Source organism: Stenotrophomonas sp. (genome assembly GCF_050737075.1).
In the GTDB taxonomy this organism is placed as follows: domain Bacteria; phylum Pseudomonadota; class Gammaproteobacteria; order Xanthomonadales; family Xanthomonadaceae; genus Stenotrophomonas.
In genome coordinates this window covers 14,225-39,689 of the sequence record NZ_JBOHXV010000043.1, presented here as the reverse complement: position 1 = coordinate 39,689, position 25,465 = coordinate 14,225, and the positions used below count along the sequence as shown (strand labels likewise).

Here is a 25,465-nt window from a genome sequence, read left to right as displayed (position 1 = left end):
GCCATGGGCGGGCACTACGGCGTGGTAGTGCCTGCCCATGGCGGGCAACACGGACGCCCGCATCACCGGCGCCCAGGCCAGCCGCTGAGCTCGCCCGCCTTCCAGCGCCACAGCGCATACGCCAGGAAGGCGAACACCAGCGCAACGCTGATCAGGTCCATGCGACCGCTGGTTCCGTATGCAACCAGGTATTGGACCCGGTAGGCGGCAAAGAACACGGCTGAAAGTTTGCGCCCGAAGGCCATGAAGATGCCGCCCAGCGCCAGTGAGAACGGCATCACCACCTTGCCGGCCAGCGCGAGGATGGGCGCGTTCGCGAAGCCAACGGTCTTCACCGTGTCCAGCACCAGGAGCCACACGGCCAGGAACTGCAGCGCACAGAACAGCGCGATGAGGATGGCGACGGCCTTGTGCGTCCTGGCCCGCCACGGCGACGTCCGCACCGTCTGCTCTGTGGCGGGCACCTGATATGGATTGCTCATGGATTCTCCCCTTTGGCGCGAGCCTATCACGCCCATTCAGCGTGAGGCGCGAGCGCCGGGCGCGGTGACCGTGGATCGCACAACGCCGACCAGCAACACACCCGTCCATGCTGCCAGCCACGCCGACAATGCCCAGCCGTCGAACAATTCGTCGAGGGGAATCACCGCCGCCCAGAAACCCACGGCACCCCACCCCAGTACCAGCAACGGCGCCACAATCAACCCACGCCACGCGGCGAACGCGGCTAGCGGCAATGAGCACACGGGAAACAGGGCGCCGGCACTGAAGGGTGCGGCCCCTACAGCGGCAAAAAACGCGGCCATCACCACCAGCGCCCACGTCATCACCTTGATCAGCATTGTGTCCCGACGCATTGCATTACCCCTCACTACGGAGCCTTAACTCCACTGCCCTATCCTAGCAACGCGCCGAAGGCACTACGCCCGACGCTTCAATCGCTCCGCCAGGCTTGATCGACGGACGCTACCGGACACTGCAAAGGAGTCGCAATGAAGAAGCTGCACGCTGCTGTTTTCGCCGGATGCCTGCTGGGCATGAGCCCCCTCGCCTTTGGCGAGGTCGCCAACCTGACCAACAGCGCCGATGGCGCGAACCGTGACGCGGGAATCGCCGCGGTCAAGAAGAAGCTGCAGGATGCCTGCACCGACCGCAAGGGCACGCCGGATGCAGCATCGTTCGAGGTGGTGTTCGAGAAGACCAGCGAGAACCCGAACGTCCCCAAGCCGTACTACGTGGACGGCAAGATGAGGTGCGATCTGCCGTAATTCACGTGCGGCAAGCGCGGCGCACATTCTGCGGCACGCTGGCATGGCCGCTATCGGCCGACGTATGAACCCGGATCTCTCGATGCCCTGTACGCCAGCGCATCGAGAAATTCCTTGCCGTGTTCCGCATATCCGGATTGCTCGCTGGCCGAGAGCGGGAAAGCAATCTCGTACAGCGCAAAGCCGCCCGTCATGACGCCAAGGCAGAGCAGGCCCTGCCCATCGCGGGAGGCGATACGATCTGCCGGAATCAACAAGCAGGTCCATACTCAGGCATAGAAGATCTCCGTCCTTCAGGCTGGCACTGTTACTCAATGCTTTCGTAGCGCATCCCACCGTCACCTTACGAACCCTCGATTTGATCGACGTGGATAATTTCCACGTCGTTCTGAATCATCATTGCGATCGTATAGGTAAACGTCTCGTCGTCCTCGATGATCATCACCCCTTTCTCATGCTTGTCGTAGACCATGTAATCGGGAGGTTCCAGGGATCCCCTCGGTTTGATGTTCAACAACGAACACCGGTTGAGCTCGCGATCCCAAGCGTAGCTATAGTCATTGACGCTCATTGCTGATCAATTCTGTCCTATTGAGCTGGCCATGAATTCCCCAACCATTGCAGACCTGCCTTCCCCCTTGGCCGGGCTGCCGACGCTTCGTTTATCGCGACAACTTCACTGACGGCCTGCAAGGTCACAGCGCAACCTCAAACGTCCTTCCAGACATTGCCTCCATGCCGTGCGCGGAAATCTCTGCTTTGAAGAAGTTCCAGTGATTCAAAATGGTGGAAAGTTGCGCGCGGGAAAACTGGGGGGGCTCTCCGCCCACATCGAGCTCGGGGTAGATATCATTTGTAAAACAAGCAAGCCCCGGGTTTGCAACGGGTGGGTCAAGCCAGATCGCGACTACGTTGTAACCCCAGTTCGCCTGCCCCGTGACCGAAGCCTCGCGCCCCGGATCGTCCATCGTGCCGAGCAATTGGGCGACTTCCTCAAACAGTTCCTGGTCAAGGTCTGAAATCAGCATGAGAACCGTCAGATTCACTGCACGGCAATAGCTTTCATCCGGCCCCACACAATAGTAAACACTCCGGAAAGAACCCGGTGCAGGCTCATAGACTGAAGCGATCAACGTAGTCATGGTTTGTTCTCAGGATAGCCACGCCATTTCAGAACAGGGGTTTCATCCGGCTCGAAGAACCGGAAGCTTACGCCGTCAGACAACCCGCCGAGAATGATGCGCAGGCCGGCGGCGCGCCGGACGAGGTCAGCCCCCTTCAGGGGGACATCCCAGGGTCCGCAAACGATTTAGCCCCGCATCCGCCCTTCCCCCTGCCGGAAACGTCCATCCCCGGGCCGTGGCGCGCTGCTATAGTTCTACCATTGTGACGGGCGTGGTGCCTGTCCTGGGATCACAGGGAGCGGGTCATGGGTCTTATTCAGGCGGTGAAGGGTGCAGTCGGTGGCGTGCTGGCCGACCAGTGGAAGGACTTCTACACCGTGCCGGCCGGGCTGCCGTCCACCGCGGCGCTGTTTGCCGCCGTGCCGCAGGGCACCAATGCCGGGCGTGGTTCCAACACCAGCGGCTCCTCCAACATCATCACCAACGGCTCGAAGATCGTCGTGCCGGAGGGCTACGGCCTGCTGCTGTTCCAGGATGGGGCCATCACCGGCTTCGTCGCCGAACCGGGTGGTTACGAGTGGCGCTCGGACGACCTCAACTCGCAGTCCATCTTCGCCGGCGACGGCATCGTCACCCCGCTGATCAAGCAGAGCTGGGAGCGCTTCAAGTTCGGCGGCCAGCCCGGCGGCCAGCAGGCGGCGTTCTTCGTGTCGCTGAAGGAACTGCCCGATAACCGCTTCGGCACCCAGTCCGAAATCTACTGGGACGACGGCTTCCTCAATACGCAGGTCGGCGCGGTGACGCGCGGCTCCTACACGCTGAAGATCGTCGACCCGATCCTGTTCGTGAAGAACTTCGTGCCGGCCGCCTACCTGCAGCCGGGCAAGGTGTTTGACTTCACCGATCTGGACAACGCCGCCGCCAGCCAGCTGTTCAATGAAGTGGTGGGTTCGCTGGCACCGGCCTTCAGCCTGTACACGAACGATCCGGCCAAGGGCAACCGCATCACCAAGCTGCAGCAGGATTCGCTGGGCTTTGCCCAGAGCCTTTCCGCCGCCGTCGAACAGGGCTACCAGTGGAAGTCCGACCGTGGCCTGGCCATCGTCAAGACCGCCATCGTCTCCATCGAGTACGACGCCAACACCCGCGAACTGCTCAAGACCGTACAGCGCGCCGACGCGCTGTCCGGCGGGCGTGGCAATTCCAACCTGCAGGCCAGCGTGGCCCAGGGCATCCAGTCGGCCGGCGAGAACGGCGGCGCGGCGGGCCTGGTGGGTGTGGGCATGGCCAGCGGCATGTTCGGTGCCGGCAGCCTGCAGCAGCCGGTGGCCCCGGCCGCACCGGCGGCTGAGGATCCGGTTGCCAAGTTGAAGAAGGCCAAGGAGATGCTGGACCTCGGCCTGATCACCCAGGACGACTACAACGCATTGAAGGCCAAGGCGCTGGGTCTGTAAGGCGGACGCATAACGATCATGTCCGACCCCAGAACCCCGCCCCCGTTGCCCGGGGCACCCCCGCCGTTGCCGGAGGCCGTCACCGGCCCCGGCTCGCCGCGTGATGTCCCGCCCTTGCCGGGCAGCTTTCCGCTCGACCCGGCCACCCTGCCCGACCCGATCCGCGCCGAGATCGAGGCGCCCGACCCGGTTGCCCTCGATACCAGCGCCGAGGAACTCAAGGACGGCCTGAACCGCTGCCCGAAGTGCGGCTCCAGCGACGTGCGCCTGAAGCTGGGCACCGACGTGCTCATCTGCCAGTTCTGCCGTCACGAATGGCATGGCGCATTGGTGGAGCAGGAGTTTGGCCTGGGCGAAGGCCTGGACCAGCTGCGCGGCACCATCATCGCCTCCGGCGCACGCGACATCGAGGCCGGCACCGCCAGCCTGATGAGCTTCAAGTGCACCGGCTGTGGCGCCGAAGTGACCATCAACACCGAAACCACCATGACCGCCCGCTGCCATTGGTGCCGTCACGTGTTCGGGGTCAACGAGCAGGTGGCCAACGGCGCGGTACCGGATGCGGTGCTGCCGTTCCGTATCTCGAAAGACGATGCGGTCGCGCGCATCCGCCAGTTCGTGGACAAGCGCAGGCTGTTCGCACTGAAGGCCTTCAAGGACCAGTTCACACCCGAGAACGTGGTGGGCGTCTACATGCCGTACATGATCGTGGACAGCAATGTCAGCGCCAGCGTGTCCGGCCGGGGCGAGATCAAGACCCGCGAGTACACCCGTGGCGAGGGCGACAAGAAGAAGACCTACTACGACGCCGACATCTACCAGGTGGACCGCGCGGTGGACTTCACCGTTGACGACCTGCCGCTGGAATCGTCCGCGGAGCGCGGCAACCTCGATACCAAGACCAACACCAACAACATCATCAACACCATTCTGCCGTTCGATACGAAGAATGCGTTGAAGTGGAATGCGTCGTACCTGCTGGGCTTCACGTCGGAGAAGCGCACCCTGGACGTGGAGAAGATGCGGCCGCGGCTGGAAGACCAGCTGCTGTCCATCGCCCGCGCCCAGGTGGAAGGCTCGGTACGCCGCTACGACCGTGGCGTGCGCTGGGAACAGGAACAGCTGGACGTACACGGCTCGCGCTGGGTCTCCATGTACCTGCCGGTGTGGCTGTATTCGTACCACCAGCCGGGCCGCAACGGCGGCATGCTGCACTACATCGCGGTGAACGGGCGTACCGGTGAAACCATGGGCAGCGTGCCGGTGCAGCAGTGGAAGCTGCTGCTGGCCGCGCTCACCACCGGCACGATCGTTGAAGCCATCACCCTCTGGTTCCTGGTAGCTGCCTCATGAGCGACGATAGTGGACTCTGGTTGCTGTTGGCTGGCCCCGCCAGCGCAACGGCCTTGTACTGGGCGCTGTACCGGTACTACCGCAACACCGACAAATCGCACGCCTTCGAGCGTGAGACCACCATCGAGGCCAAGCCGGTCACCGGTTCGGACCGACTGGTCGATACGATCTCGGGCACGCAGGAGACGCGGATTCGCGGCGACAACGTGCGCGAGTATCGAAAACGCGTCGTGCGCCAGCCCCCCAATCCCCCCACTACCCCTGGTTGATGATTCATGAAAAAGCTTGTTTATTTCGCCCTGTTGCTCTGCTCCCTGTCCCTGCTGACGGCCTGCACCGGTGGTGCGGGTGGCACGGGTGGTGCGGCCGCCGGTGCCAACGATGAAACCGCGCAACTGAAGGACCCGAAGGTCGGTGACCTGTACGCGGCGGAGCTCTCCGAGCTTGCCGAGTTCGAGGTGCCGGGCGGCAAGGCTTTCGGCCTGCTGAAGGTCATCAACGTCGCCCCGGACACCGTTACGGTCGTCACCGACAGCAGCGCGTGGGATGACGCGATTTCCGCCAAGCGCGAGCTGCACGGCGACCTGAAGCAGGTCGTCTGGGATGGCGAGGACGAGATCGTGCTGGCACGCTCGCAGCTGCTGGAGATGCACCGCAAGGAGGTCATCTTCGGGGTGCGCCGCGGCGCCAGCAACAACTGATCGAAAGGTGCGCGCATCGCGGGTTCGTCCGCGATGCGCGCAACGCCTGCGTAGTTTTACCGACCCGAATTTACGCAACGGCAGGCGTTGCGCGGGTACATTGGTCAGGTGGGCGGCTGCCCGCACGTTCCCCGCAGCAGCATAGGCGAACACCCCATGACCGATGCTCCCTCGCCCACCCCGGACGCCCAACCCGCACTGAGCTCGACGTTGCTGGCCAAGGTCCGCACGCACCTGGCCAATGAGCGCACCCATCTGGCCTATTTGCGCACCACGGTGTCCCTGATCGGGTTCGGCATCACGATCAACCGCTTCAGCCTGTACCTGATCCAGAACGACGACGCGCCGCACGGCACCCGCCTGTTCCTCAGGGATGTGGGCAACGCTGGCTTCGGGATGGTGCTGCTGGGCCTGGCGTTGCTGGTATGGTCGCTGTACCGCTACTGGCGGGTCAGCCTGGACATCGAGCGCGGACTCTACGTTCCCCGGCACAAGGGGATGATCGTGGCCAGCATCGGCTTGTTGCTGATGGGCGGACTCACCGCGCTCTGGCTGTTCTCGGACCCGACATGAGCACGGAACACCCGCACGCCCCGGCCAACAGCCTTCTGGTCGGCCGGAGCGTTGCATTGTCGCGATGGCGGCATTTCAAGCCCCCGTCGAACTCTCCCTCATCTTTTCGAGCACCTGGTCCAGGCTGAAGCTGGCGGACTTCTGCCGCGGCGGGAATTCCTTGAAGGTGGCCAGGAACTCGGCGATGACCGCCTGCGCCGGCACCAGCAGGTAGATGTGCCGGAACATCCAGTCGTAGAACGTGTTGGAGGTGATCTGGGCACGTTCGTAGGGGTCCATGCGCATATTGAAGATGTACGGGGTACGCAGCACCACGAACGGCTCCTGCCAGATCTTGAGCGTGCCCGGTACACGCTGTTCCATGAACAGCATCTTCCAGTTGTCATAGCGCAGAGCGGCTACATCGCCATCGTCGGTGAAGTAGATGAAACCGGGACGCGGACTCTTCGCTTCCTTGCCGGTCAGATACGGCACCAGGTTGTAGCCATCCAGGTGGACCTTGTAGGTGGTCTTGCCGATCTTGTAGCCCTTCTTCAGTTTCTCCTTGATGTCCGGCTCACCGGCGGCGGCCAGGATGGTGGGGAACCAGTCGAGATGGCTGACGATTTCATTGGATTCACTGCCGGCTTCGATGCGGCCCGGGAAGCGGACCATGCAGGGCACGCGGTAGGCGCCTTCCCAGCTGGAGTTCTTTTCGTTGCGGAACGGGGTGGTACCGGCGTCCGGCCAGGTATTCATGTGTGGCCGTTGTCGGTGCTGTACTGCACGAAGGTGTCGTAGGCGATGCCCAGTTCGTCCAGGAAGTCCAGCATCTCGCCGATGCACTTGTCGTGGTCGATCATGACGTCGTGGTACTCGGACTGCCAGCGCCCGGCCTGGCCGCGGCTCTCCGGCTTGACGTGGGTCCACGCATGCATGTGCGAGGTGTTGAACCAGACGAAGAACGGTTCACCTGCATCATGTGCCGCCTGGATGAACTTCTTGGCGGCGGCCAGGAATTCGTCATCGCAGGTCTCCATGCGCTTGCGCGTAAGCGGACCGGTGTTCTCGATCTTCTGCCCGCCCTTGCCGTCGGCCCAGCAGTGCAGCACGCCGCGCGGACCGTACTTCTTCTTGAAGTCCGGGAAGTCCTCCTTGCTGGGATAGTCGACTTCCTCAGGCTCCTCTTCTGCATTGAGGTGGTACAGGTTGCCAAAGAATTCGTCGAACCCGTGCATCGTGGGCAGATGCTCGTCGCGGTCACCGAGGTGATTCTTGCCGAACTGGCCCGTTCGGTAGCCGAGTGGCTTGAGCGCTTCTGCAACGGTGATGTCCTCGGCCTTGAGCCCCAGTTCCGCGCCTGGCAAGCCAACCTTGGTCAGGCCGGTGCGCAGCCCGCACTGGCCGGTGATGAAGGAGGCGCGGCCCGCGGTACAGCTCTGCTCCGCATAGCTGTCGGTGAAGATCATGCCTTCCTTGGCGATGCGGTCGATGTTGGGCGTGCGATAGCCCATCAAGCCCTTGGTGTAGCAGCTCAGATTGGCTTGACCGATGTCATCGCCCCACATCACCAGGATGTTCGGCTTCTTGGTTTTGGTTGCCATCTGTGAATCTCCAATGTGGTGGAATGGGTGAACGGCACAGCGCACACGCTGCACCGGCGGAGCCTCCCCTCATGCAGCGTTTGGCATGGCCGACGCCGTGCGCCGGCGCCATTTGATGTAAGGAATGGCGATCACGGTCACCACGAGCAGGTACAGCACGATGGTGGCGGCGAGGAAGCGCTCATCCGGAAAGTTGGTCTTGGCGATGGCCAGCGCGATGGCCGGATGACGGCTTGCCGTGGATAGAGCCAGCACGGTCTGCCGTTGCGGCACCGGACCGGCCAGAAGCTGCCCCACGGCAAGGCCGATGACGATGAACGCGATGATGGCGAGCAACGTGCCGCTGTGCAGCAGATTGACCACGATGGGTACTGCCGCATACAGGATCGGTGCAGCGGCGAGCAGCAGCAGCACGAACGCGCCCAGAGCGATCGGGCGCGCCAGTGTCGCGGCCAACGACGGTGCGAGGCCGCGCACCACCATGCCCGCCAGCAGGGGAAGCACGATCATGATGATGATTACCTTCGCTATCGCCTGCGGTGGCATGCCGAAGTCGCGGTCGAAATAGGCCCCGAGCAGCCAGGTCAGCAGTGGCACCAGGATGATCGCCAGCAGGCCCATCACCACCATCAACCCCAATGCATACGCCCCTTCACCGCCTGCCTTGCTCTCTTTCTTGGGCAGCAAGGGTGGAATCGGCGCCAGGGCCAGCACCACCAGTGCGATCTCCGTCGCGCGGGGCAGCGCGAACACTTCCACCATCAGGATGGCCACGAGCGGCATGACCACGAAGATGGCGATCACCGAGCGCAACAGCAGGCCCGGGTGGCGCACCAGGAACAGCGCATCCGAGACGGTTGCCTGCAGCCCGAACGAAAACACCGTGCCGATGATGCTTGCCTGCAGGCAATGCAGCAGCAGCGCCTGGGTGTTCATGGCATCCCATCTACGGTGTGCGGGTCGATGCGCACCGTCACTCCCCCCGTGCCGGCGGAGCGCGCTCAGGTGGCCGCTTCCACGGCCAGAACCCTTCCACCTCCAGCACGACCGACCAGCTCAGGAAGGTGCGGATGATGACCAGCAGGCCGAGCGAGAGAATCGCGTTCATTGTGCTGTCGAGTGCCACCGTGCGAACGATGTCCGCGGCCACGAGGATCTCCAGCCCGAGCAGTAGCGCACGTCCCAGCCGGCGCCGGTAGCGCTCGTAGCTGTCGGCATGGTCCTTGTGCTGCACGGCCAGCGCAACTACGTACACCACCGTCGAGACAACGATGGTGGAGACGATCAGGGCGATCGCCAGCAGCTCGATGCCGAGCGCGGACCATTCGACCCATTGGATGGCAGCTTCTTGGCTGGGCATGGGGCAGGATCCGAAGGACAGTCGGGATCTGGGCCGCACCGCTGTCTCGCCGCTACGTCGGCGCTGCTGCCAGGCCATCAGGATGCGGCGCGCTGACGGGTGCCAGCCAGCGTTTATCTACCGGGCCCTGCTCAGTAAATCTACCTGTCCTGCGCGCACTCAGTTACCTGACGCGGTGACGGTGCATGGCACGGTCACGGTCACGCTGCCGCCCGCCGGCAGCGAAGGAATCGTGACACCACCGCCGAACAGCGCGCCCGCAGGCACCGCAGTCGGGCACGTCGCCCCGCCGCTGGCGCTGCAGCTGCCTGCGGCGGTGCAGCTCAACCCGGTGCCTGCGGCATCGGCCAGGACCGCGTTGGTTACGTCTACCGCGCCAATGTTGCTTGCGGTCAGGGTGAAGCTCACCGTGCCGCCGTTGGCGACGACACTGGGCGTGACCTGTTTGGTGATGGCCAGGTCTGGCGCGCGCAGGCTGTTGATGAAGGTGCAGAGGAGTGTCACGCCTGGCTGCAGGCTGCTGGCCGGTATGGTCAGCGTGGCACCACTCAGCCCACCGATGCTGCCGGGCACTGTGCCGCTGGTGTCAACGCAACTGGCGCTGTCGAGGGCGAACTGCGGGTTGATCGCCTCGATGAGGGTCACCGGCTGCGCGGGATCGGTCACGGTCCAGACGCTGGCCGACGACGTGGGCGTTCCGGCCGTCGTGGTGGTGATGCTGTCGCTGGCGCCATCGAGGTTGCCCAGCGTATAGGCGAACGTGCCGAGCCCGCCTTGGCTGGTCTTGGCCAGCTGCACGGTCTGCGCGTGGCCGACCATCGGCAGCGCCACGCACAACAGCAGCATCCACAGGCGCGTGGCGTGCCTGCGTGAACGCGAGGGGAAACCGCTGGCGTGCATGCGCATCGTGCGTCCTCAGTAGGTGCCAACCATGTTCAGGAACCAGCCTTCATGGTCATAGTCGAAGTCGGTCAGGTCGTCGCTGAAGCGGGTGAAGTTGTAGCCCACGCCCAATCGGAAGTTCTCGCCGATATCGCGGTCCACGCCCACCAGCACGCCCGACTGAGTGCCGCCGTTGTCGACGTCCAGCCACCGGTACTCGCCCAGTGCATACCACCTGCCATGCAGCTGGTAGCGCGCCTGCAGCACGCTGAGCGTGGTGGCCGAATCGAACCACGGACCGCTGCCGCGCCCCAGCCGCACCTCGCCCTCGCGGCGCGCCAGCTTGGCCCCGAGCTCCCAATGGGTATCGCGCTTGTAGACGCCCTCGAAGGACAGGATGCGGGTCTTCTGGTCCTGGTCGGCGCCGCCCAGCTGGGCCTCGGTAGCCAGGTCGTACAGGTAGGTGTAGCGGCCGAACAGCGCCCAGCGCTGGCTGTTCCAGGGGCGGTAGGCGAAGCCGACGTTGGCTTCCCAGAACCGTGCGCCGGCCAGCGCGTTGAGTTCATCGGTGGTGCGCGAGTAGTTCAGGCGCGCGGCGATGCGCCAGCTGTCGTTGAAGCGATGGGTGAGCCGGTTGGTGGTCACCCATTGTTCGCGACGCTCGCTGCCGGTGTCCTTGCGCCATTCGATCTTGCTGCGCCAATCGGTGGCGGCCGAGGTGCGTCCCCCGCTGACGCTCACCGCACGCCGGTCCACATGCCCGCCATCGACGGTATCCAGAGCACCCGACTGCAGGGTGAAGCCCAGGTTCCAGCCCTGGGCCGGATAGAAGTCCATCCCCATCGTATGCGCGAGCCCGGACTGGTCGGGCTCCTTCAGGAACTGGCTTTCGTTGAACAGGTTCGCCCGGCTCGACAACCGCCAGCGTTGCCCCAGCGTCCAGCCATTCTGGCGGGTGGGATTGAACAGGGATTCGTACTGCGTGGTATCGGTGGAATACGTGTACGCGCCATACAGCGAATGATCGCTGTCGAGCTTGTATTCGGCGTCGACCGTGGCCGAATCGCCGCGGTCGCCGCTGCTGACTTCGGCACCGACACTGGCGCGGTCGTCGAGCAGGTAGTTGCCGCCTACCGCCACCGCGTTGTTGTCCGCGTAGCGGCCGCCATCGTCGTCCAGCGTGCCCTGCAGCAGGCCATACAGCTCCAGTGCGGTGCTGAAGCGGTGGCTGTACTTCACCGCACCCAGCAGGCCTGCCGCGGGGTCGTTGGTGCTGCCCTCCTCCACCCGCCGCAGTTCGGCGCTGAGCGTGTTCCAGTCGTCCGGCCGCCACTCCAGCGTGCCCTGGGCCTGGGTGAACTGCTCGTCGCCGCTCTCGGCCTTGCTGTAGCGGGCATACAGGCCCAGTTCGCGGGTGATGCGGCCCAGCACCTCAGCGCCGTACTCCGTCACCGGCAGCCCGGTGTCGTGCCGTGCGATGGAGAAGCCCGGGTCGGTCTCGCGCCACCAGCCGCCCGCGCTCCAGTCCAGCCGGCTCCAGCCCAGCTCGCGGAAGTTGACCCGGCCTTCCACCGCCTTGGCGTCGCCCTCGCGCCGAGGGTCGGTGCTGTTGCTGCGAATGAAGGTGAAGCCCCCGTTGTCGGAGAAGAATGACGGAACGCCGAACGATTCGGTGTGCGCGTACTCGAGTTTGAGGAAGGTGCCCTTGCCCGCCTGCAGGGTGAGATCGCCAGCCGCCAGCGTGTAGTCCTGGCCGTCACGATTCTCATCCACATAGGTCGCACCCACGCCCACGTGGTCGCCGATCCACTGGCGGCCGCGCAGGCCCGCGGTCAGTTCGCCGTCGTCGAAGCCGGAGGGCAGCCATTCGTAGTCCACCAGCAGGTGCTGCTGGTAGCCATCCAGCGGGCTGTCGCGGGTGAGCGTGGGCATGTTCTCGCGCGTGACCTGGCTCAGTGGCCGGGTCAGCAGCAGGCGACCCTGCATTTCGTCGATCTCGTAGTCCGCACCGCGTTGCAGGGTGATGCGCTTCTCGACGCGGCCGGTGGTGCGGTCGCGGATTTCCAGCACCACCTGGTCCGAGCCCGGCAGGATGTCGGTGTTGCGCAGGTAGTACAGGCTGCCGCCGGTGCCGATGAATTCGTTGTGGCCCGGCGCGGTCTGTTCCTGCGCGCCGAACACGCGCAGCGTGCTGCGCGGATCGCCCCACGGGTTGATCGCCTGCGAACGCCAGCTCACCGCGCCGCCGTACAGCGAACGCACGTACTGCGCGTATTCGGTGCCGGTCAGCCCGGTGGCGTAGTTGCCCCACAGCGCCTGGTTCTTGTCCCAGTCCACGCGCACGTAGAAGCGGCCCATGCTGTCCACGTCGCGGTAGGTGGTGGAATCGTCGCCGTAGGTCGGGTAGTACAGGTCCGGGTCCAGTCGGCGGAAGATGTCCTGCGGCCACGCCTCGGTGAAGCCGTCGAACAGGTGCTCGATGTCCTGTTCGGTGGTGTCGGCCTGCGCGGTGATCAGGTACTTGCCGCGCGCCTTGCCCTTGGCATAGAACGCCAGCCGGCCATCGCTGATCACATCATCGCTGTAGCGTTCGTCCACGGCGAACGGGGCGGTGGCGCTGCTCACGTTGTTCTGGGCGATGGTCACATCGGCCAGGCCGATGCCGTAGAAGTACTTGCCGGTCACATCCACTTCCAGCGTGTGTTGCTGCTCCAGCCCCTCCCGGCCGCCGCGCACGGCGATATCGAAGCGGTGCAGGCCAACCGGGACCAGATACTCGGCAACGAACTTCCGCTCCATGTCCACCGGGTACGAGGCGCCATTAATGGTGAGCGAGGTGGACTCGGGAATGTCGCGCCCGGTAATGCGGATGCGCGAGCCGTAGATGGGAATGTTCTGCAGGCGCAGGCCATTGGCGGCGAAGGCGGTGTCGATCAGGCTCTGCTGCAGGGCCTGATCGATGCCCAGCGCGGTGCCCTGGCTGCGTTCGACCTGGCTGCGCAGCCCGCGCAGCTGGCTGTCGGCCTCGATCGGACGCACCAGCTGCAGCCGCTGCGCCACCGTCTCGTCGAAGATGCCGTTGCGGCCATAGGCGCGCACCACATACAGCAGCTGGTCGCCTGCGCGGAACGGCTCGTCGGCGGGCAACGCCCCGTCCCACTCCACCTGGCTGACCGCCGACACCTCCACCGGGATATGGGCCAGCGGTGCGATCAGGTCCACGTCGGTGGCACGGTAGACCAGGATCTCCATGCGCTCGATGAAGTCGCTGTAGTTGCCGCGCACGTAGAACGGCACCGGCTTCTGGATCCGTCCGTTGTCGAACGCGACCAGCGACGGCGCCGACGCCGAGAGTTCGGGCTGGCCCAGGTTGGGGTCTTCGGTGGCCCAGATCACCCCGCCGCTGGGCAGCCGCACGTTGAACCGGCCGGTCGCCACGGCACGGCCCGGTGGCGGCGCCGAGATCGTGACGCGACGGTCGGGCTGCAGCGCATCCGAACCGGACTGCGCGTCTGTGCCTTGAGTGACCGGCTCGGTCTTGCCACGGGTGCGGATCCGCAGCAGCAGGCCATCGCCTTCGTGGCAGTCCTGTTCACCGCAGCTGACCGGCGGGGTCTGCGCCGGCGCAGCCGGCTGCGGCTCCTGCGCCTGCTGCGCGTGTGCACCGGCCGCCATGCCGGCCAGCAGGGTCGCGAGGGCGCCACTGAGCAGGTGCGGCTTCATCGTGCCTCCCCCGCGCCCGGGCGGGCATCCAGGGGCGCGGCAGGATCGGCGCTGCTGTCCACCTGGACCTTGTCGCGCACGGCCGGACTCAGGTGCTCACGCAGTGCCGCGTACACCGCTTCGGCGCGGCGCAGGCCGAGCTGCGCGTTGTAGGCTGCGGCACCCCGCACATCGGCATGGCCGACGATCAGCACGCGTCCGCCGCCACGCTGTTCCAACTGCTGGGCGATCCGCTCAAGCAGCGGGTGCATGGCCGGGCGGATGACCGCGCTGTCGGTGTCGAACAGCACCGTGCCCACCAGGGCGCCGCCCTGGTCGACGCCGACCAGCAGGGTGGCCGGGTCGTCGACGTCGGCACGCGCGACCACGCGCAGGGCCGCGCTGTCGTTGCCCAGCGCCTTGCGCAGCGCCTGGTTCACGGCATTGGCCCGCTCCAGCGCAAGCGCCTCGCTGCCACCGTTGGCGGCGATCACGATCTCACCCTCGCCCTGCCCGCGTGCCTGTTCGGCCATCTTCGCGATCACCGGCTGGTAGCGTTCCGCGATCTGGGCGCTGTCCGGCGCGAAGAACACCTCGCCCAGCACCATCTCCACCTCGCGCTGCTGTTCCAGCACCGTGGTCGGCAGCGTAACGGCGAAATCGAAGCGCGTCGGCACCCCGGAGGTGATCCGGCGCAGCAGCGGGTTGCGCGTGACGAACGTGGTGCCGGCCGGCAACGTGGCCGCGTCGACCTTGAGGATGAAGTTGCGCCCACGCGCCAGACCGCCCCCGGAGACGCCGATCAGGTGATAGCGCCCGAACTGATCGGTCTCCATCAGCAGGCCTTCCACCGAGCCGATCCGCACGCCGGGGATGCCGATCTCGTCGATGCCCGTGTTGGCGATCACGTAGTCCACCACGTAACCGCCCTCGCCCGGCATCACCTTGCGGGTCACGCTCGGCTGGGCGGCGGTGAGCCCCTTGGCGGCGTCGCCGGTGCGCTCCTGGCGGGCGCTGCCGTCCGCGGCGAGGTGCACGCTGACGCCCTCGCGGCTGCTGAGCACGAAGTCGTCGGTGAAGCGCGGCTCGCGCAGGCGCTGGCGCACCACGATGGTCCCTGCAGGTGCCGCCTCGCTGCTGCGCCCCGCCAGCTCGCCCAGCGCCAGCCCATGCAGCAGCGGCGCGCTGGCATCGGCCACCGGCTGCGGCCCATTGCCCCGGTCAACCGTGGTGCTGCCGGCGATGTAGGCGTCGGCGGCAAAACCGCCCTGTGCCTTCAGCCCGGTCAACGCGGCGCTGTCCTGCCAGGCATCTCCATCGCGGTCGTCGAACACACTGCCGATGATCAGGCTGTCGTCCAGCAGCGGATCGCTGTCGGTCACCACTTCGGCGGTGGCCACGTTGGACGCGGCCTTGTCGGTGGGCGCGAATGCCTGTGCCCGGTTGATCAGCGTGCCCGGCCGCACGCCGGCACCGACCCGCATCAGGTAGCTGATGCGCGCGGTGTTGCCGGCGGCGATGTCCAGGTCGTTGATGCGCAGCGGCGCGCTGCCACTGGCGGTCACCGAATGATCGTCATCGTCGCCCTGCAGCGAGCCCTCCACGTAGGTGAATCCTGGTGCCGGCGTATCGATCAGGTAGCCGTCCACCAGGTCGATGTCGCCCACGTTCTGCGCGGTCAGCGTGTAGCGCACCAGATCGCCGATCTTGACCTCGCGCACGTTGGCGGCCTTGGTCAGGCGGATGTCGGCCGGCGCGTTCTCCACCGCGATGACAGCGGCGGCCGTGGCCGTCGCGGTGGCCAGCCCGGCACCGGTGGGCTGGCCCGTGGCGAGCACGGTGTTGGTCAACTGGCCGCCGTCCACGCCGGCATCGGCCTCCGTGATGGTGTGGTCGTAGCTGGCGCAGGTGGCGCTCTGGCCCGGGGCAAGCTGGGTGGGCGCGCAGCTGAGCACGGTGGGCGCGGCGCCCTGCAGGGTGTCCTGGATCACCAGCTGGTCCAGCGTCACGTTGCCGGTGTTGGTAGCGGTGACCGCATACGTCACCACATCATCGGCGTTGCCCTTGCCGGGCGTGCCGCGGTCGACGCTGAGCGTGGCGGTCTTGGTGGTGGCCAGCGCCGGGCGACGGTTGATCGGCAGGTTGAGCACCGGGCGGCAGCGGGCGTCGGCCGAGCCCGGCGGGCACACGGCCGGCGGCAACGCACTGCCGCCGGGGCCGGGCTGCGCGGTGATGGTGGCGGTGTTGTCGACCGTGCCCGCATCGGTGTCGGCCTGGGTCACCACGTAGGTGCCGGTCAGCGTGCACCCTGCCCCCGGCGCCACGCTGGGGCAGACGATGCGGCTGGGCGTGATGAGGGGATCGTCGATGGTGACATCGCTCAGCACCACATTGCCGGTATTGGTGGCGGTGACGCTGTAGGTCAGCGTGTCACCCGTGGCGACCGCGCCATTCGGGTCGGTGTTGCCGGTCAGGCGCTTGGTGGTGTCCAACGCGGGCTGCTCGACGATGTGCTCGGTACTGCATTGCACGCAGATCGGGTCCGGATCACCGCCGGGCAGGTTGATCGCACTGACCTGGTTGTGCAGCGTGCCGCTTGCGCCGGCCGCCACGGTGGCGGTGTACACCAGCGGATAGCTGCCGGGCAGCGTGCCGATGGGCAGGATGCAGGTGAGGTTGCCGCTGCAGCTGTAGGCGCCGGGCGTAACCACGGTGACCTGGCCGAGGGCGGCGTCCAGCTGGTCGTTGAGGATCAGCGGCTGGGTGGTGGCCGAACCGGCGATCACGGCGGTGACGGTGTAGGTTATCGTCTGCCCCGCCTGCACGAAGCTGCCACTGACCGGGTTGGCGACCTTGCTCACCGTCGCGGTGGACGGCACCACCGGGTGTTCGGTGCTGCAGCTCTGGCAGACCGGCGGCGGGTCCACCCCGGCCGGCTTGGTCGGGACCACGGCATTGCGCAGCGTGCCGGTGGCATCGGCATCGACCCGCGCGGTGTAGACCACCGCATAGGTCCCTGCAGCGGTGCCCGCCGGCAACGTGCACACCAGCGGGTTGGCCGCGTTGCAGGCGTATGCACCAGGGCTGGTGACGGCCACGAAGGTGAAGCCGTCGCCCAGCGTATCGGTGAGGGTCAGCGCTTCGTGCAGTTCGTTGTTGGCGACGGTGCTGGTGAGCGTGAACTGCACCACGTCGCCCGGTGCGACCTGCGTTGCCGACGCGGGCGCAGCGCTCTTGGTGACCGTGATCGCGGCCGGGGTGATGGCGGTGGGCGTGGTTTCGGTGTCGGTCGCGGTCGCGTCGGGCGCACTGCCCGGCGCTTCGCCGGTGGCGGTGGCGGTGTTGACCACGGACGTGGCGGTCTCGTCGGCGAAGGTAATGATGTACGTGTTGTTGCTGGCCGTGCACGTGGTGGTGGTGCCCGGCGGCAGCACCAGCACGGTGCAGCCCAGCCCCGGCAGGCGCGGATCGACCACGGTCACGGGCGAGAGCAGCACATTGCCGGTGTTGGTCACGCTGAACGTGTAAGTGATCACGTCGCCCGCGTCGCCGGTGATGCCGTCGCCATTGCTGTCGGCCACGCTGGCGCGCTTGTCCAGGGTGATCGACGGCCGCTGCGTGGCCGTGATCGTCACGCTGTCGGGTGCCGAGGTGCTGGTGCCATCGGTCGCGGTCGCGGTATTGGTCACGCTGCCCTGGTTGAGGTCGACCTGGGTGACGGGGTAACTGGCGGTGCAGGTCAGGCTGGCGCCCGGGGCCAGGCCGCCGGCCGGCAACGCCGGGCAGCTCACGGTGGCCGGCGCCACGATACGGTCGTCGCTGACCGTGATCGGGCTGGTGACGGTGACCGTGCCGCTGTTGGTCACCTGATAGGTGTAGGTGAGCACGTCGCCCACCGCCGCATACGTCGCGGTGGGGCTGGCCTTGTCCAGCGTGAGCCCGCGCACCTGCTGCACCGGCGTGATGGTCGGCGGCGACGGTGTCTGCGGCGTGGTGTCGGAGATGCCGCTGCCGATGTTGAGCACCTGGCCGGCATCCACGTCGGCCTGGGTCACGGTGTAGGTGCCTACCAGCACACAGGTGCCGGCCGGTGCCACGCTGGCGCAGGTGGTGCTGGCCGGGGTGATCTTGTTGTCGGTGATCACCACGTTGGTCAGCGTGGTGTTGCCGGTGTTGGTACCGGTGACGGTGTATTCGATCACGCTGTTGAGCACCACCGGCGTGGGCGCGTTGCTGACCACCTTGGCCATGCCCAGCGCCGGATTCTGCACGCCGGTGACCGTCACCGAATCCGGCCCGGAGGTGGTGCCGCCGGCGCTGGCGGTAGCGGTGTTGGTCACGCTGCCTGCATCCAGGTCGGCCTGGGTCACGCTGTAGGTGGCGGTGCAGACCAGCTCGGCGCCCGGTGCAAGCCCACCGGCGGGCAGCGCCGGGCACGCCACGGTGTTGGGCGCGACGATGCGGTTGTCGGTGATCACGATCGGTGCCGTCAGGGTCACGTTGCCGGTGTTGGTGACCCGGTAGCTGTACGCCAGCGTGTCGCCCACGCTGTCGAAGCTGGTCGTGGTGGTGGTCTTGTCCAGGCCCAACGCCGGCTGCTGGCTGCCGGTGATGGTGACCGTGGACGGCCCCGAACTCACCGGGCCGGACTGCGCGGTGGCGATATTGGTCACGCTGCCGGCATCCAGGTCGGCCTGGGTCACGGTGTAACTGCCCGTGCAGGTCACGCTGGCCCCCGGGGCCAGGCCGCCGGCGGGGAGCGCCGGGCAGCTCACCGCCGCGATGCGGTCATCGGTGATCGTCACCGGATCGGTCAGGGTGATGTTGCCGGTGTTGGTGACCAGGTAGCTGTACGGCAGCACCGTGCCGGCTGCACTGAAGCTGGTGGCGGTGCTGCTCTTGACCAGCGCCAGGGTACGGGTCTGCACCGCAGTGATGGTGGCCTGCGCGGTAGCCGGGCCCACGCTGCCCTGTGCCGGCACCACGCTGGCGCTGGCAGTATTGGTCACGCTGCCGGCGTCCAGGTCGGCCTGGGTGATCAGGTAAGTGCCGGTGCAGGTGGTATTCGCGCCCGGCGCGAGCGTGGTCACCGGGCAGCTCACGCTGGCGATGCGGTCGTCGGTCAATGCCAGCGTGTCGAGGGTGACGTTGCCGGTATTGGTCACCGCGTAGCTGTAGCTGATGGACCGGCCGACGCTGGCGTAGGTCGTCGGGGTGGCGGTCTTGGCCAGGGTGAACGCCGGACCGGCGGTCAACGGCGTGGTCGTGCTGTCATCGCCGGTGGCATTCGGGCCCGACGGCGGCGTGCCCTGCCCGGTGGCCGTGTTGGTGACCAATCCGGCGTCCATGTTCCCCTGGGTGACCGTGTACACCACGGTCGAGCACGTGGTGCTGGCCCCCGGTGCCAGCTGCCCCGGTGGGCAGGTGATCGGTGGCATGCCGGGCAGCGGATCGGCCACGGTGATGTTGTTGAGGGTGACGTTGCCGGCATTGGTGACCACGAAGCTGTAGCTGATGGTGTCGCCAGCGTCGGTCACCGCCGGCAACGCACCGCCGGCCACGGAGGGCGCGCTGGCCGTCTTGTCCAGCACCAGCACCGGTTGCGGCGCCAGGGTGACCACGGCCGAATCGGGCGAGGAGCTCACGCGGGCGCTGCCGGGCGGCGTGCCTTCGGCGGTGGCGGTGTTGGTGACGGTGCCGTTGTCCATCTCCGCCTGGGTGATGGTGTGCACGCCGGTGCAGGTGGCCACCGCGTCGGGGCCGCTGGCGGTCAGCGTGGTCTTGTCGCAGGTGGCGGCGGCATTGAGGTTGGTGTCGATCACCGCCAGCGTGGACAGGCTCTGGTTGCCGGTGTTGGTCACCACGAAGGTGTAGGTGATGGTGTCGCCGGCATCGGTCACCGCCGGGTCCAGCCCCAGGTTGAGGGTGGGCGAGCCGGCGGTCTTGTCGATCTGCAGCGACTGCTGCGGCAACGGCAGCGCGACCTGCGCGCTGGCCGTGCTGCTGGTCACATCACTGCTCGCCGTGGCGGTGTTGTCCACGGTCTGGTCGCCCCCCCCATTGGTGTCGAAGTCGGCCTGGGTGGTGATGTAGGTGCCCTGGCAGGCGATCGACGCGCCGGGCGCCAGTGCGGCTACCGGGATGGCCGGCGTGCAGGACAGCACCGGCAGCATCGGGTCGGTGACGGTGACGTTGGTCAGGGTGCTGTTGCCGTTGTTGGTGGCCGTGAGCGTGTACACGATGGCATCGCCCGGCGTGACCACCTGGGTGACGTTGGCCACCTTGGTCAGGCCCAGCGCGGGGCTGCGCAGCACCGGGATGTCCAGCGCGCCGGTGCGGCTGATCGCGCCGGCCGCCTGCGAGGTGCCGTCGGCGGTGGCGACGTTGCTGATCACGTTGAAGGTGTCCACGTCGCTCTGGCTGACCGCGCGCGTAGTGCCCGTGCAGATCACGCCGGCACCGGTACCGGCGCCACCAAACACCAGCACCTGCCCGGGCGCCATGTCCACGCTTGGGCACGCCAGGCCCAGGGTCGGATCGGTCACCGTGACGTCTTCCAGGGTGACGTTGCCGGTATTGCTGACCGTGAAGCGGTAGTTGATGGTGCCGGGTGCGGTGACCGTGGCGACGTCGGCGCTCTTGACCACGGTCATCTGCGGCCCGCGCACCGGCAGGTTGACCTGGTGCTCGCCGGTGTCGGTCACGGTGCCGCCCGCGACCGGCGTGTCGGCCACCACCGTGGCCACGTTGTCGATCTGGCCGTTGCCCGGCAGGCTGTCGGTGCTGCCACTGTCGATGTCGGCCTGGGTCACCGTGTACACGATGCCGGTGCAGCCGCTGAACACCACCAGTGCACCCGGTGCCAGGCTGGACAAGGGCGGGCATGACAGCGACGGCAGCAGGGGATCGCTGACGACCACGTTGAACAGGGTCACGTTGCCGGTGTTCTGCACGGAGAACGTGTAGGTGATGGGCTGGTTGGGGCCGCTGACCGAGGCCACGTCCGCGCCCTTGGTCAGGAAGATGCCCGGCGTGCGCTGCGGCAGCGCGACGTCGGCGCTGGCCACGTCGGTGACCGTGACCACCGGGTTCGTGCCGATCTGGTACTGGGCCGTGCCGGTGACCTCGTTGTGGATCACCTGCGTGTCGTTGACCGGGTTGCCCTGGTTGTCGATGTCGGACTGCTGCACCGCGTAGGTGTTGCCAGTGCAGACGAAGTCCGCGCTGGCGCCGGGCGCGAGGCTCGCGATCGGTGTGCACGACAGGCCGGTGCCGAGCAGCGTGTCATCGACGATCTGCAGGTTGGTCAGGGTCACGCTGGAGGGATTGTTGACCCGGAACGTGTAGCTGATCAAATCGCCCACGGCGCTGACCGAGCTGCGGCTGGGAATCTTGATCAGCTCCGGCGACACCGTGCCGTGGTTGATGATGACGGTGCTGCCGTCGGTATCGGTCACCGGCGTGCCGTCGTAATCGCCGGCCGCCGTGGCCAGGTTGGTGATGGCGTTGCCGCCGTCGATGTCGGCCTGGGTGACCGTATAAGTGGCGGTGCAGGTCGCGGTGGCGCCAGGGGCCAGGCTGAACGGCGCGGGCGGCGTGCAGGTGATCGCGCTCAACCCCGCCTTCGGATCGAGCACATTGATGTTGGTCAGTGTGACGTTGCCCGGATTGCTGACGGTGAAGGTATAGGTGATCACCTCGCCCGCCGTGCTCACCTGCGTGGGGCTGGCCCCCTTGTCCAGCACCAGCTGGGGCGCCGGGGGATCCAGCGGCACGCTGGAGGTGGCGTCGCCGTCCACGCTGCCGCCGCCGGGCGCCACGGCGGTGGCGGTGGCATTGTTGTCGATATCGCCATCGCCACCCCCGCGGTCGTCGATGTCGGCCTGGGTGATGGTGTGGGTGTTGCCGGTGCAGGCGATGTCTGCCGGCGGCGCGGTGCCGAAGGTGACCGATTGCCCCGGCGCGAGTGGGCCACCCGGCGGGCAGCTCAGGCCCGGCAGGGCCGGATCGGCGATGGTCACACTCTGGATGGTGGTGTTGCCGGCATTGGTGACCGTGAAGTTGTAGCTGATGACCTCCCCCACGCTGCCGGTGCCATTGCCGCTCGTATCCGCCAGATTCGGCGTCTTGGTGAATTCGGCCACGAAGTTGCGCGACGGCAGCGCGGTGTCGACGCTGGTGTTGTCGCCCACCGCATTGCCATCCGGGTCGGTGCCTTCGACATCGGCGGTATTGGTGATGACATCGTCATCGATGCCATCGCCACTGCCGACCCGGTCGATGTCGCCCTGGGTGACGGTGTAGCTGCCGGTGCAGCTGATGGTGGCGCCCGGCGCCAGCGACGCCACCGGGATGGCCGGCGTGCAGACCATGTTGGCGGCGATCAGCGGATCGACCACGGTGGCGTTGGTGATGGGGACGTTGCCGGTATTGGTCGCGGTGATGGTGTACGGCACCACCTGCCCCACCGTGGTGACGCTGGTGACCGGGGTGATCTTCTGCAGGTCCAGGGTCGCGCGCGGTACGAACGTGTTGCTGTAGGTGCAGGTAATGGTGGTGCCCGCATCGGCGATGGCGATGAGCAGGCCGTTGGCAGGATTGGTGTCGGTGCCGTCGCAGGTCACCGTGCTGGTGTAGTCGCCGCCATTGCCGCCGGGGAAGCTCTCCGCGCCCAGGCTGCCATTTTCGAGGGCGTACACCGTGACCGGGCCGACCTGGTCCGGCCCCGGCGAGGTCGAGGTGAAGCCCGGGGTGTTGTTGGTAAAGCCGCTGCTGCCCGGGATGGTGACGGTGGTGGGCGGACCGCCACTCCATACCTTGCGTACGACCAGCTCGGCGCTGCGACTGTCGTTGACGTACGTGCAGGTCATCGGGCCGTCGTTCGGCCCCACGGTGAGCGTGCCGGTGGTGGGGTCGTTCACCACCAGGCCGCTGGTGTTGGTGCACGACAGGGTGGTGGTGTACAGGTTGGACGTGACCGAGCCAAACGATTCGGTCAGGCTGATCACATCCCCGGCGTGTACGGTCTGCGCCGGGCCGGTATCGGTCTGGCTGGCGCCCCCCGTGGCGGTGGACGACAGCGGCGTCAGCCCGGTCGCCACGATGCTGACGGTGTCGTTGGGCAATGCGTTGAGCCAGGTCTTCTGCAGCGTCAGCGTGGTGGTGTTGCGGGTGTTGGTGTAGGTGCACACGATCGGGGTGCCGGCGTCGGCCGGGGTGATGGCGAGCGTGTTGGCCACCTTGCCGTCGCTGCCGCCCAGGCTGCCGCCGGTGCAGCTGAGCGACACGGCGTAGTTCGCCAGTGCGGCGCCGCCCATGGTTTCGGCCGGCAGCGTCGCCTGCTCGCCGACGAACACGGGCACCGTGCTGCTGTTGGCGCCGACCGATGCGGTGCTGGTGAACGCATTGGTGTTGTTCTGCAGCCCCGTGCTTGCGCCGATCTGGGCCACGTCGCCATTGCGGCTGTCCGCCGCCCATACCTTGACCAGCTGCAGCGTGGTCTGCGGGCGGGTGTTGGTGAAGGTGCAGACGATGTTGCTGTCGCCCTGCCCCACCACCAGGGTGTTGCCACTCAATCCGCTGCTGCCGGTGCATGCCAGCGTGCTGCTGTAGTTGGCTGCATTGGCGGGGGTGGCGAAGGTTTCGGCCAGCGTGATGCTCTCGCCCACATACACGGGAACGGCCGTGCCGGTATCGGTCTCGGTGGCGCTGTCGGCCACCGACGACAGCGTGATCGGCGAGGTGGTGCTTCCCGTCGCGCTCACCTGCACCGTCTCGCCCACGGCCGCGTCGACCCAGCTCTTGCGCAGGGTCAGGTTCACCTCGCGGCGGGTGTTGGTCTGGGTGCAGGCGATGGCCGTGTCGGCCGGGTCCACGGTCAGCGTGGTGCCGCTGAGGGGCACCGTGTTGCCGGTACAGCTCAACGTGCTGTCGTAGTTTGCGGCGTTGCTCAGCACTTCCGTGATCGTTCCACTTTCGCCGGCATGCACGATCACGGGGCTGCCGGTCGTGGTGTTGTTGCCGGTGGAGGTGGACAGCCCGCTGCTGGCCGGGTTCTCGAAGCCGCTGCTGGTGACGGTGGCGGTGTCGCCCGGCAGCCCATTCACCCACGTCTTGCTGAGCACCAGGGTCGCCTGGCGGCGTGTATTGGTCTGGGTGCACGTGATGGCCGTATCGGTCGGCGCGATGGTGAGCGTGACGCCGGCCAGCGGGGTGGCATTGCCGGTGCAGGCCAGGGTGGCGTCGTAGTTGGCGGCGTTGGTCAGGGTTTCACCGAGGTTTCCGCTGTCGCCCGCGAACACGGTGACCGGCGCACCGGTCGTGGTGTTGTTGCCGGTGGAGGTGGACAGACCGCTGGTGGCGTCGTTGGTGAAGCCGGCAGACAACACCGTGGCCGTCTCGCCCACGCGCGCATCCACCCACTGCTTGGCCAGGGTCAGGCTGGCCTGGCTGCGGCTGTTGGCGAACGTGCAGGTCACACCGGTATCGGCGGGCATGGTGAGGGTGCCGCTGGTGCCGCCGCCGCCCACGGCAATCGCCGCGCCGTTGTCGGTGCGCGCGCACGCGAGCGTGGTGGTGTAGTTGGCGGCGCTGCCCGCGGCGAACAGTTCCGACAGCGATACCGCCGCGCCCGGTGCAACCGCCGCCCGGGCCGGGGTGGTGGGGCCGCCCGGGGTGGAGGTTCCGCCTGCCAGCACGATGACCTGGTCGGCGCTGCCGCTGATCGCCAGGTCGACGCTGTCGCCGGTCCTTCCGTTGTTCCACGTTTTGCCGAGCGCAAGGCCGAAATAGACCGGATGGGTCACGGTGCAGCTCGCGGCGGCCGTGCAGCCCTGCCCGCCCGTCACGGTATTGCTGACGGTGCCGATGGCATCGGCATTCACCGTGGCCTGGTAGGACCAGGTGTAGGTGCCCGGCGCGCTTCCCGCCAGCAAGGTGCACAACGCCGCCTGGCCGCTGCCGCTGCAGCCCGCGGGCAACGAGCCAGCGACAAGCGTCAGGCCGGCGCTCAGCGTGTCGGTGAATACGGTGTCGGCGGCCGTCGGGTTGCCCGTGACCGTCACCGTCACTGTGAAGCCGATCGTGTCGCCGGGCGCGACCGGTATGTCGTTGGCCGGGCTGCCTGACTTGGCGACCGTGGCCGCGTACACCTGCACATTGACCGTGGCGTTGTTGTCGCCGGGATTTGCGTCTGCCTGCCCGCTGGGCGGTTGAATGCTGGCCGCGTTCTGCACCACGGTTTGGGCGTGACCCGGCGTGTGCCACGACAGCAACGCCAGCAACAGCAGCCCGGCGGGAAGCCTGCAGCGGTTGACCGCGCCTGGCCCCGGCGTCTCGCCCGCCTTGTGGTCGCGGTCGCGGCTCCTCACTCGGTCTCCCCGTGGCAACACTGCTCCAGTCGGGTTCCTGCGCCAAGCGCATCAGGGAACCGCCTGGATGAAGTGTCTATCGGGGCGAAACCGTTG

The 25,465-nt window shown here is 66.8% G+C and carries 18 protein-coding genes; 6 read left to right on the top strand and 12 right to left on the bottom strand.

The annotated features are described in order from the left end of the window. Positions 1 to 62: 62 nt before the first annotated feature. Positions 63 to 482: a hypothetical protein gene (locus ACREPD_RS12000; RefSeq protein ID WP_431599551.1), complete on the bottom strand. Its 420-nt coding sequence runs from the start codon at positions 480 to 482 to the stop codon at positions 63 to 65. Between the two features lie 36 nt (positions 483 to 518). Further along, complete coding sequence (locus ACREPD_RS11995; RefSeq protein WP_431599550.1) at positions 519 to 842, bottom strand: hypothetical protein; 324 nt, start codon at positions 840 to 842, stop codon at positions 519 to 521. Positions 843 to 992: 150 nt separating this feature from the next. On the opposite strand from ACREPD_RS11995, the gene ACREPD_RS11990 reads away from it, so the two are divergent. Further along, positions 993 to 1,268, top strand: coding sequence for a hypothetical protein (locus ACREPD_RS11990; RefSeq protein ID WP_431599549.1), 276 nt, complete (start codon positions 993 to 995; stop codon positions 1,266 to 1,268). Between the two features lie 50 nt (positions 1,269 to 1,318). On the opposite strand, the gene ACREPD_RS11985 is transcribed toward ACREPD_RS11990, so the two are convergent. The 3 genes from ACREPD_RS11985 to ACREPD_RS11975 all read right to left on the bottom strand — a co-directional run bounded on the left by ACREPD_RS11985 (position 1,319) and on the right by ACREPD_RS11975 (position 2,410). Then, entirely contained in the window at positions 1,319 to 1,525 is a 207-nt protein-coding gene (locus ACREPD_RS11985; RefSeq protein WP_431599548.1) for a hypothetical protein, read from the bottom strand. 86 nt (positions 1,526 to 1,611) lie between these two features. Beyond that, positions 1,612 to 1,839: a hypothetical protein gene (locus tag ACREPD_RS11980; protein ID WP_431599547.1), complete on the bottom strand. Its 228-nt coding sequence runs from the start codon at positions 1,837 to 1,839 to the stop codon at positions 1,612 to 1,614. Positions 1,840 to 1,963: 124 nt separating this feature from the next. Beyond that, positions 1,964 to 2,410 (bottom strand): hypothetical protein, encoded by a 447-nt coding sequence (locus tag ACREPD_RS11975; protein WP_431599546.1) that lies wholly within the window; start codon positions 2,408 to 2,410, stop codon positions 1,964 to 1,966. 287 nt (positions 2,411 to 2,697) lie between these two features. Here ACREPD_RS11975 and ACREPD_RS11970 point away from each other — a divergent pair, with 287 nt between their 5' ends. The 5 genes from ACREPD_RS11970 to ACREPD_RS11950 all read left to right on the top strand — a co-directional run bounded on the left by ACREPD_RS11970 (position 2,698) and on the right by ACREPD_RS11950 (position 6,473). Further along, complete coding sequence (locus ACREPD_RS11970) at positions 2,698 to 3,846, top strand: SPFH domain-containing protein (protein WP_431599545.1); 1,149 nt, start codon at positions 2,698 to 2,700, stop codon at positions 3,844 to 3,846. An 18-nt stretch (positions 3,847 to 3,864) separates the two neighbouring features. After that, positions 3,865 to 5,199, top strand: a complete 1,335-nt coding sequence (locus tag ACREPD_RS11965; protein WP_431599544.1) for a TFIIB-type zinc ribbon-containing protein — start codon at positions 3,865 to 3,867, stop codon at positions 5,197 to 5,199. After that, entirely contained in the window at positions 5,196 to 5,468 is a 273-nt protein-coding gene (locus ACREPD_RS11960; protein WP_431599543.1) for a hypothetical protein, read from the top strand. The genes ACREPD_RS11965 and ACREPD_RS11960 overlap by 4 nt, the downstream gene beginning before the upstream one ends. Positions 5,469 to 5,474: 6 nt before the next feature. Next, positions 5,475 to 5,900: a hypothetical protein gene (locus ACREPD_RS11955; RefSeq protein WP_431599542.1), complete on the top strand. Its 426-nt coding sequence runs from the start codon at positions 5,475 to 5,477 to the stop codon at positions 5,898 to 5,900. Positions 5,901 to 6,056: 156 nt separating this feature from the next. Then, a complete protein-coding gene (locus ACREPD_RS11950; RefSeq protein WP_431599541.1) occupies positions 6,057 to 6,473 on the top strand; it encodes a YidH family protein in 417 nt (138 codons plus the stop codon). Positions 6,474 to 6,548: 75 nt separating this feature from the next. Here ACREPD_RS11950 and ACREPD_RS11945 read toward each other — a convergent pair whose 3' ends face one another. The 7 genes from ACREPD_RS11945 to ACREPD_RS11915 all read right to left on the bottom strand — a co-directional run bounded on the left by ACREPD_RS11945 (position 6,549) and on the right by ACREPD_RS11915 (position 25,369). Beyond that, the gene (locus ACREPD_RS11945) at positions 6,549 to 7,211 is read right to left on the bottom strand and encodes a sulfatase-like hydrolase/transferase (protein WP_431599540.1); all 663 of its coding nucleotides are present in this window, start codon (positions 7,209 to 7,211) and stop codon (positions 6,549 to 6,551) included. Next, positions 7,208 to 8,056 (bottom strand): sulfatase-like hydrolase/transferase, encoded by an 849-nt coding sequence (locus tag ACREPD_RS11940; RefSeq protein WP_431599539.1) that lies wholly within the window; start codon positions 8,054 to 8,056, stop codon positions 7,208 to 7,210. The genes ACREPD_RS11945 and ACREPD_RS11940 overlap by 4 nt, the downstream gene beginning before the upstream one ends. Positions 8,057 to 8,125: 69 nt before the next feature. Next, a complete protein-coding gene (locus tag ACREPD_RS11935) occupies positions 8,126 to 8,992 on the bottom strand; it encodes a bile acid:sodium symporter family protein (RefSeq protein ID WP_431599538.1) in 867 nt (288 codons plus the stop codon). 37 nt (positions 8,993 to 9,029) lie between these two features. Next, positions 9,030 to 9,416: a DUF1622 domain-containing protein gene (locus ACREPD_RS11930; protein ID WP_431599537.1), complete on the bottom strand. Its 387-nt coding sequence runs from the start codon at positions 9,414 to 9,416 to the stop codon at positions 9,030 to 9,032. Positions 9,417 to 9,575: 159 nt separating this feature from the next. Then, positions 9,576 to 10,322, bottom strand: a complete 747-nt coding sequence (locus tag ACREPD_RS11925; RefSeq protein ID WP_431599536.1) for a prealbumin-like fold domain-containing protein — start codon at positions 10,320 to 10,322, stop codon at positions 9,576 to 9,578. A gap of 9 nt (positions 10,323 to 10,331) precedes the next feature. Further along, a complete protein-coding gene (locus tag ACREPD_RS11920; RefSeq protein ID WP_431599535.1) occupies positions 10,332 to 14,021 on the bottom strand; it encodes a hypothetical protein in 3,690 nt (1,229 codons plus the stop codon). Next, positions 14,018 to 25,369, bottom strand: a complete 11,352-nt coding sequence (locus ACREPD_RS11915) for a DUF7507 domain-containing protein (protein WP_431599534.1) — start codon at positions 25,367 to 25,369, stop codon at positions 14,018 to 14,020. The genes ACREPD_RS11920 and ACREPD_RS11915 overlap by 4 nt, the downstream gene beginning before the upstream one ends. Positions 25,370 to 25,465 lie beyond the last annotated feature (96 nt).

Bases quoted from the DNA above. Each gene is read 5' to 3' on its own strand.
- ACREPD_RS12000 (WP_431599551.1), bottom strand. From the start codon at position 482: ATGAGCAATCCATATCAGGTGCCCGCCACAGAGCAGACGGTGCGGACG.
- ACREPD_RS11995 (WP_431599550.1), bottom strand. From the start codon at position 842: ATGCTGATCAAGGTGATGACGTGGGCGCTGGTGGTGATGGCCGCGTTT.
- ACREPD_RS11990 (WP_431599549.1), top strand. From the start codon at position 993: ATGAAGAAGCTGCACGCTGCTGTTTTCGCCGGATGCCTGCTGGGCATG.
- ACREPD_RS11980 (WP_431599547.1), bottom strand. From the start codon at position 1,839: ATGAGCGTCAATGACTATAGCTACGCTTGGGATCGCGAGCTCAACCGG.
- ACREPD_RS11975 (WP_431599546.1), bottom strand. From the start codon at position 2,410: ATGACTACGTTGATCGCTTCAGTCTATGAGCCTGCACCGGGTTCTTTC.
- ACREPD_RS11970 (WP_431599545.1), top strand. From the start codon at position 2,698: ATGGGTCTTATTCAGGCGGTGAAGGGTGCAGTCGGTGGCGTGCTGGCC.
- ACREPD_RS11965 (WP_431599544.1), top strand. From the start codon at position 3,865: ATGTCCGACCCCAGAACCCCGCCCCCGTTGCCCGGGGCACCCCCGCCG.
- ACREPD_RS11960 (WP_431599543.1), top strand. From the start codon at position 5,196: ATGAGCGACGATAGTGGACTCTGGTTGCTGTTGGCTGGCCCCGCCAGC.
- ACREPD_RS11955 (WP_431599542.1), top strand. From the start codon at position 5,475: ATGAAAAAGCTTGTTTATTTCGCCCTGTTGCTCTGCTCCCTGTCCCTG.
- ACREPD_RS11950 (WP_431599541.1), top strand. From the start codon at position 6,057: ATGACCGATGCTCCCTCGCCCACCCCGGACGCCCAACCCGCACTGAGC.
- ACREPD_RS11945 (WP_431599540.1), bottom strand. From the start codon at position 7,211: ATGAATACCTGGCCGGACGCCGGTACCACCCCGTTCCGCAACGAAAAG.
- ACREPD_RS11940 (WP_431599539.1), bottom strand. From the start codon at position 8,056: ATGGCAACCAAAACCAAGAAGCCGAACATCCTGGTGATGTGGGGCGAT.
- ACREPD_RS11935 (WP_431599538.1), bottom strand. From the start codon at position 8,992: ATGAACACCCAGGCGCTGCTGCTGCATTGCCTGCAGGCAAGCATCATC.
- ACREPD_RS11930 (WP_431599537.1), bottom strand. From the start codon at position 9,416: ATGCCCAGCCAAGAAGCTGCCATCCAATGGGTCGAATGGTCCGCGCTC.
- ACREPD_RS11925 (WP_431599536.1), bottom strand. From the start codon at position 10,322: ATGCGCATGCACGCCAGCGGTTTCCCCTCGCGTTCACGCAGGCACGCC.
- ACREPD_RS11920 (WP_431599535.1), bottom strand. From the start codon at position 14,021: ATGAAGCCGCACCTGCTCAGTGGCGCCCTCGCGACCCTGCTGGCCGGC.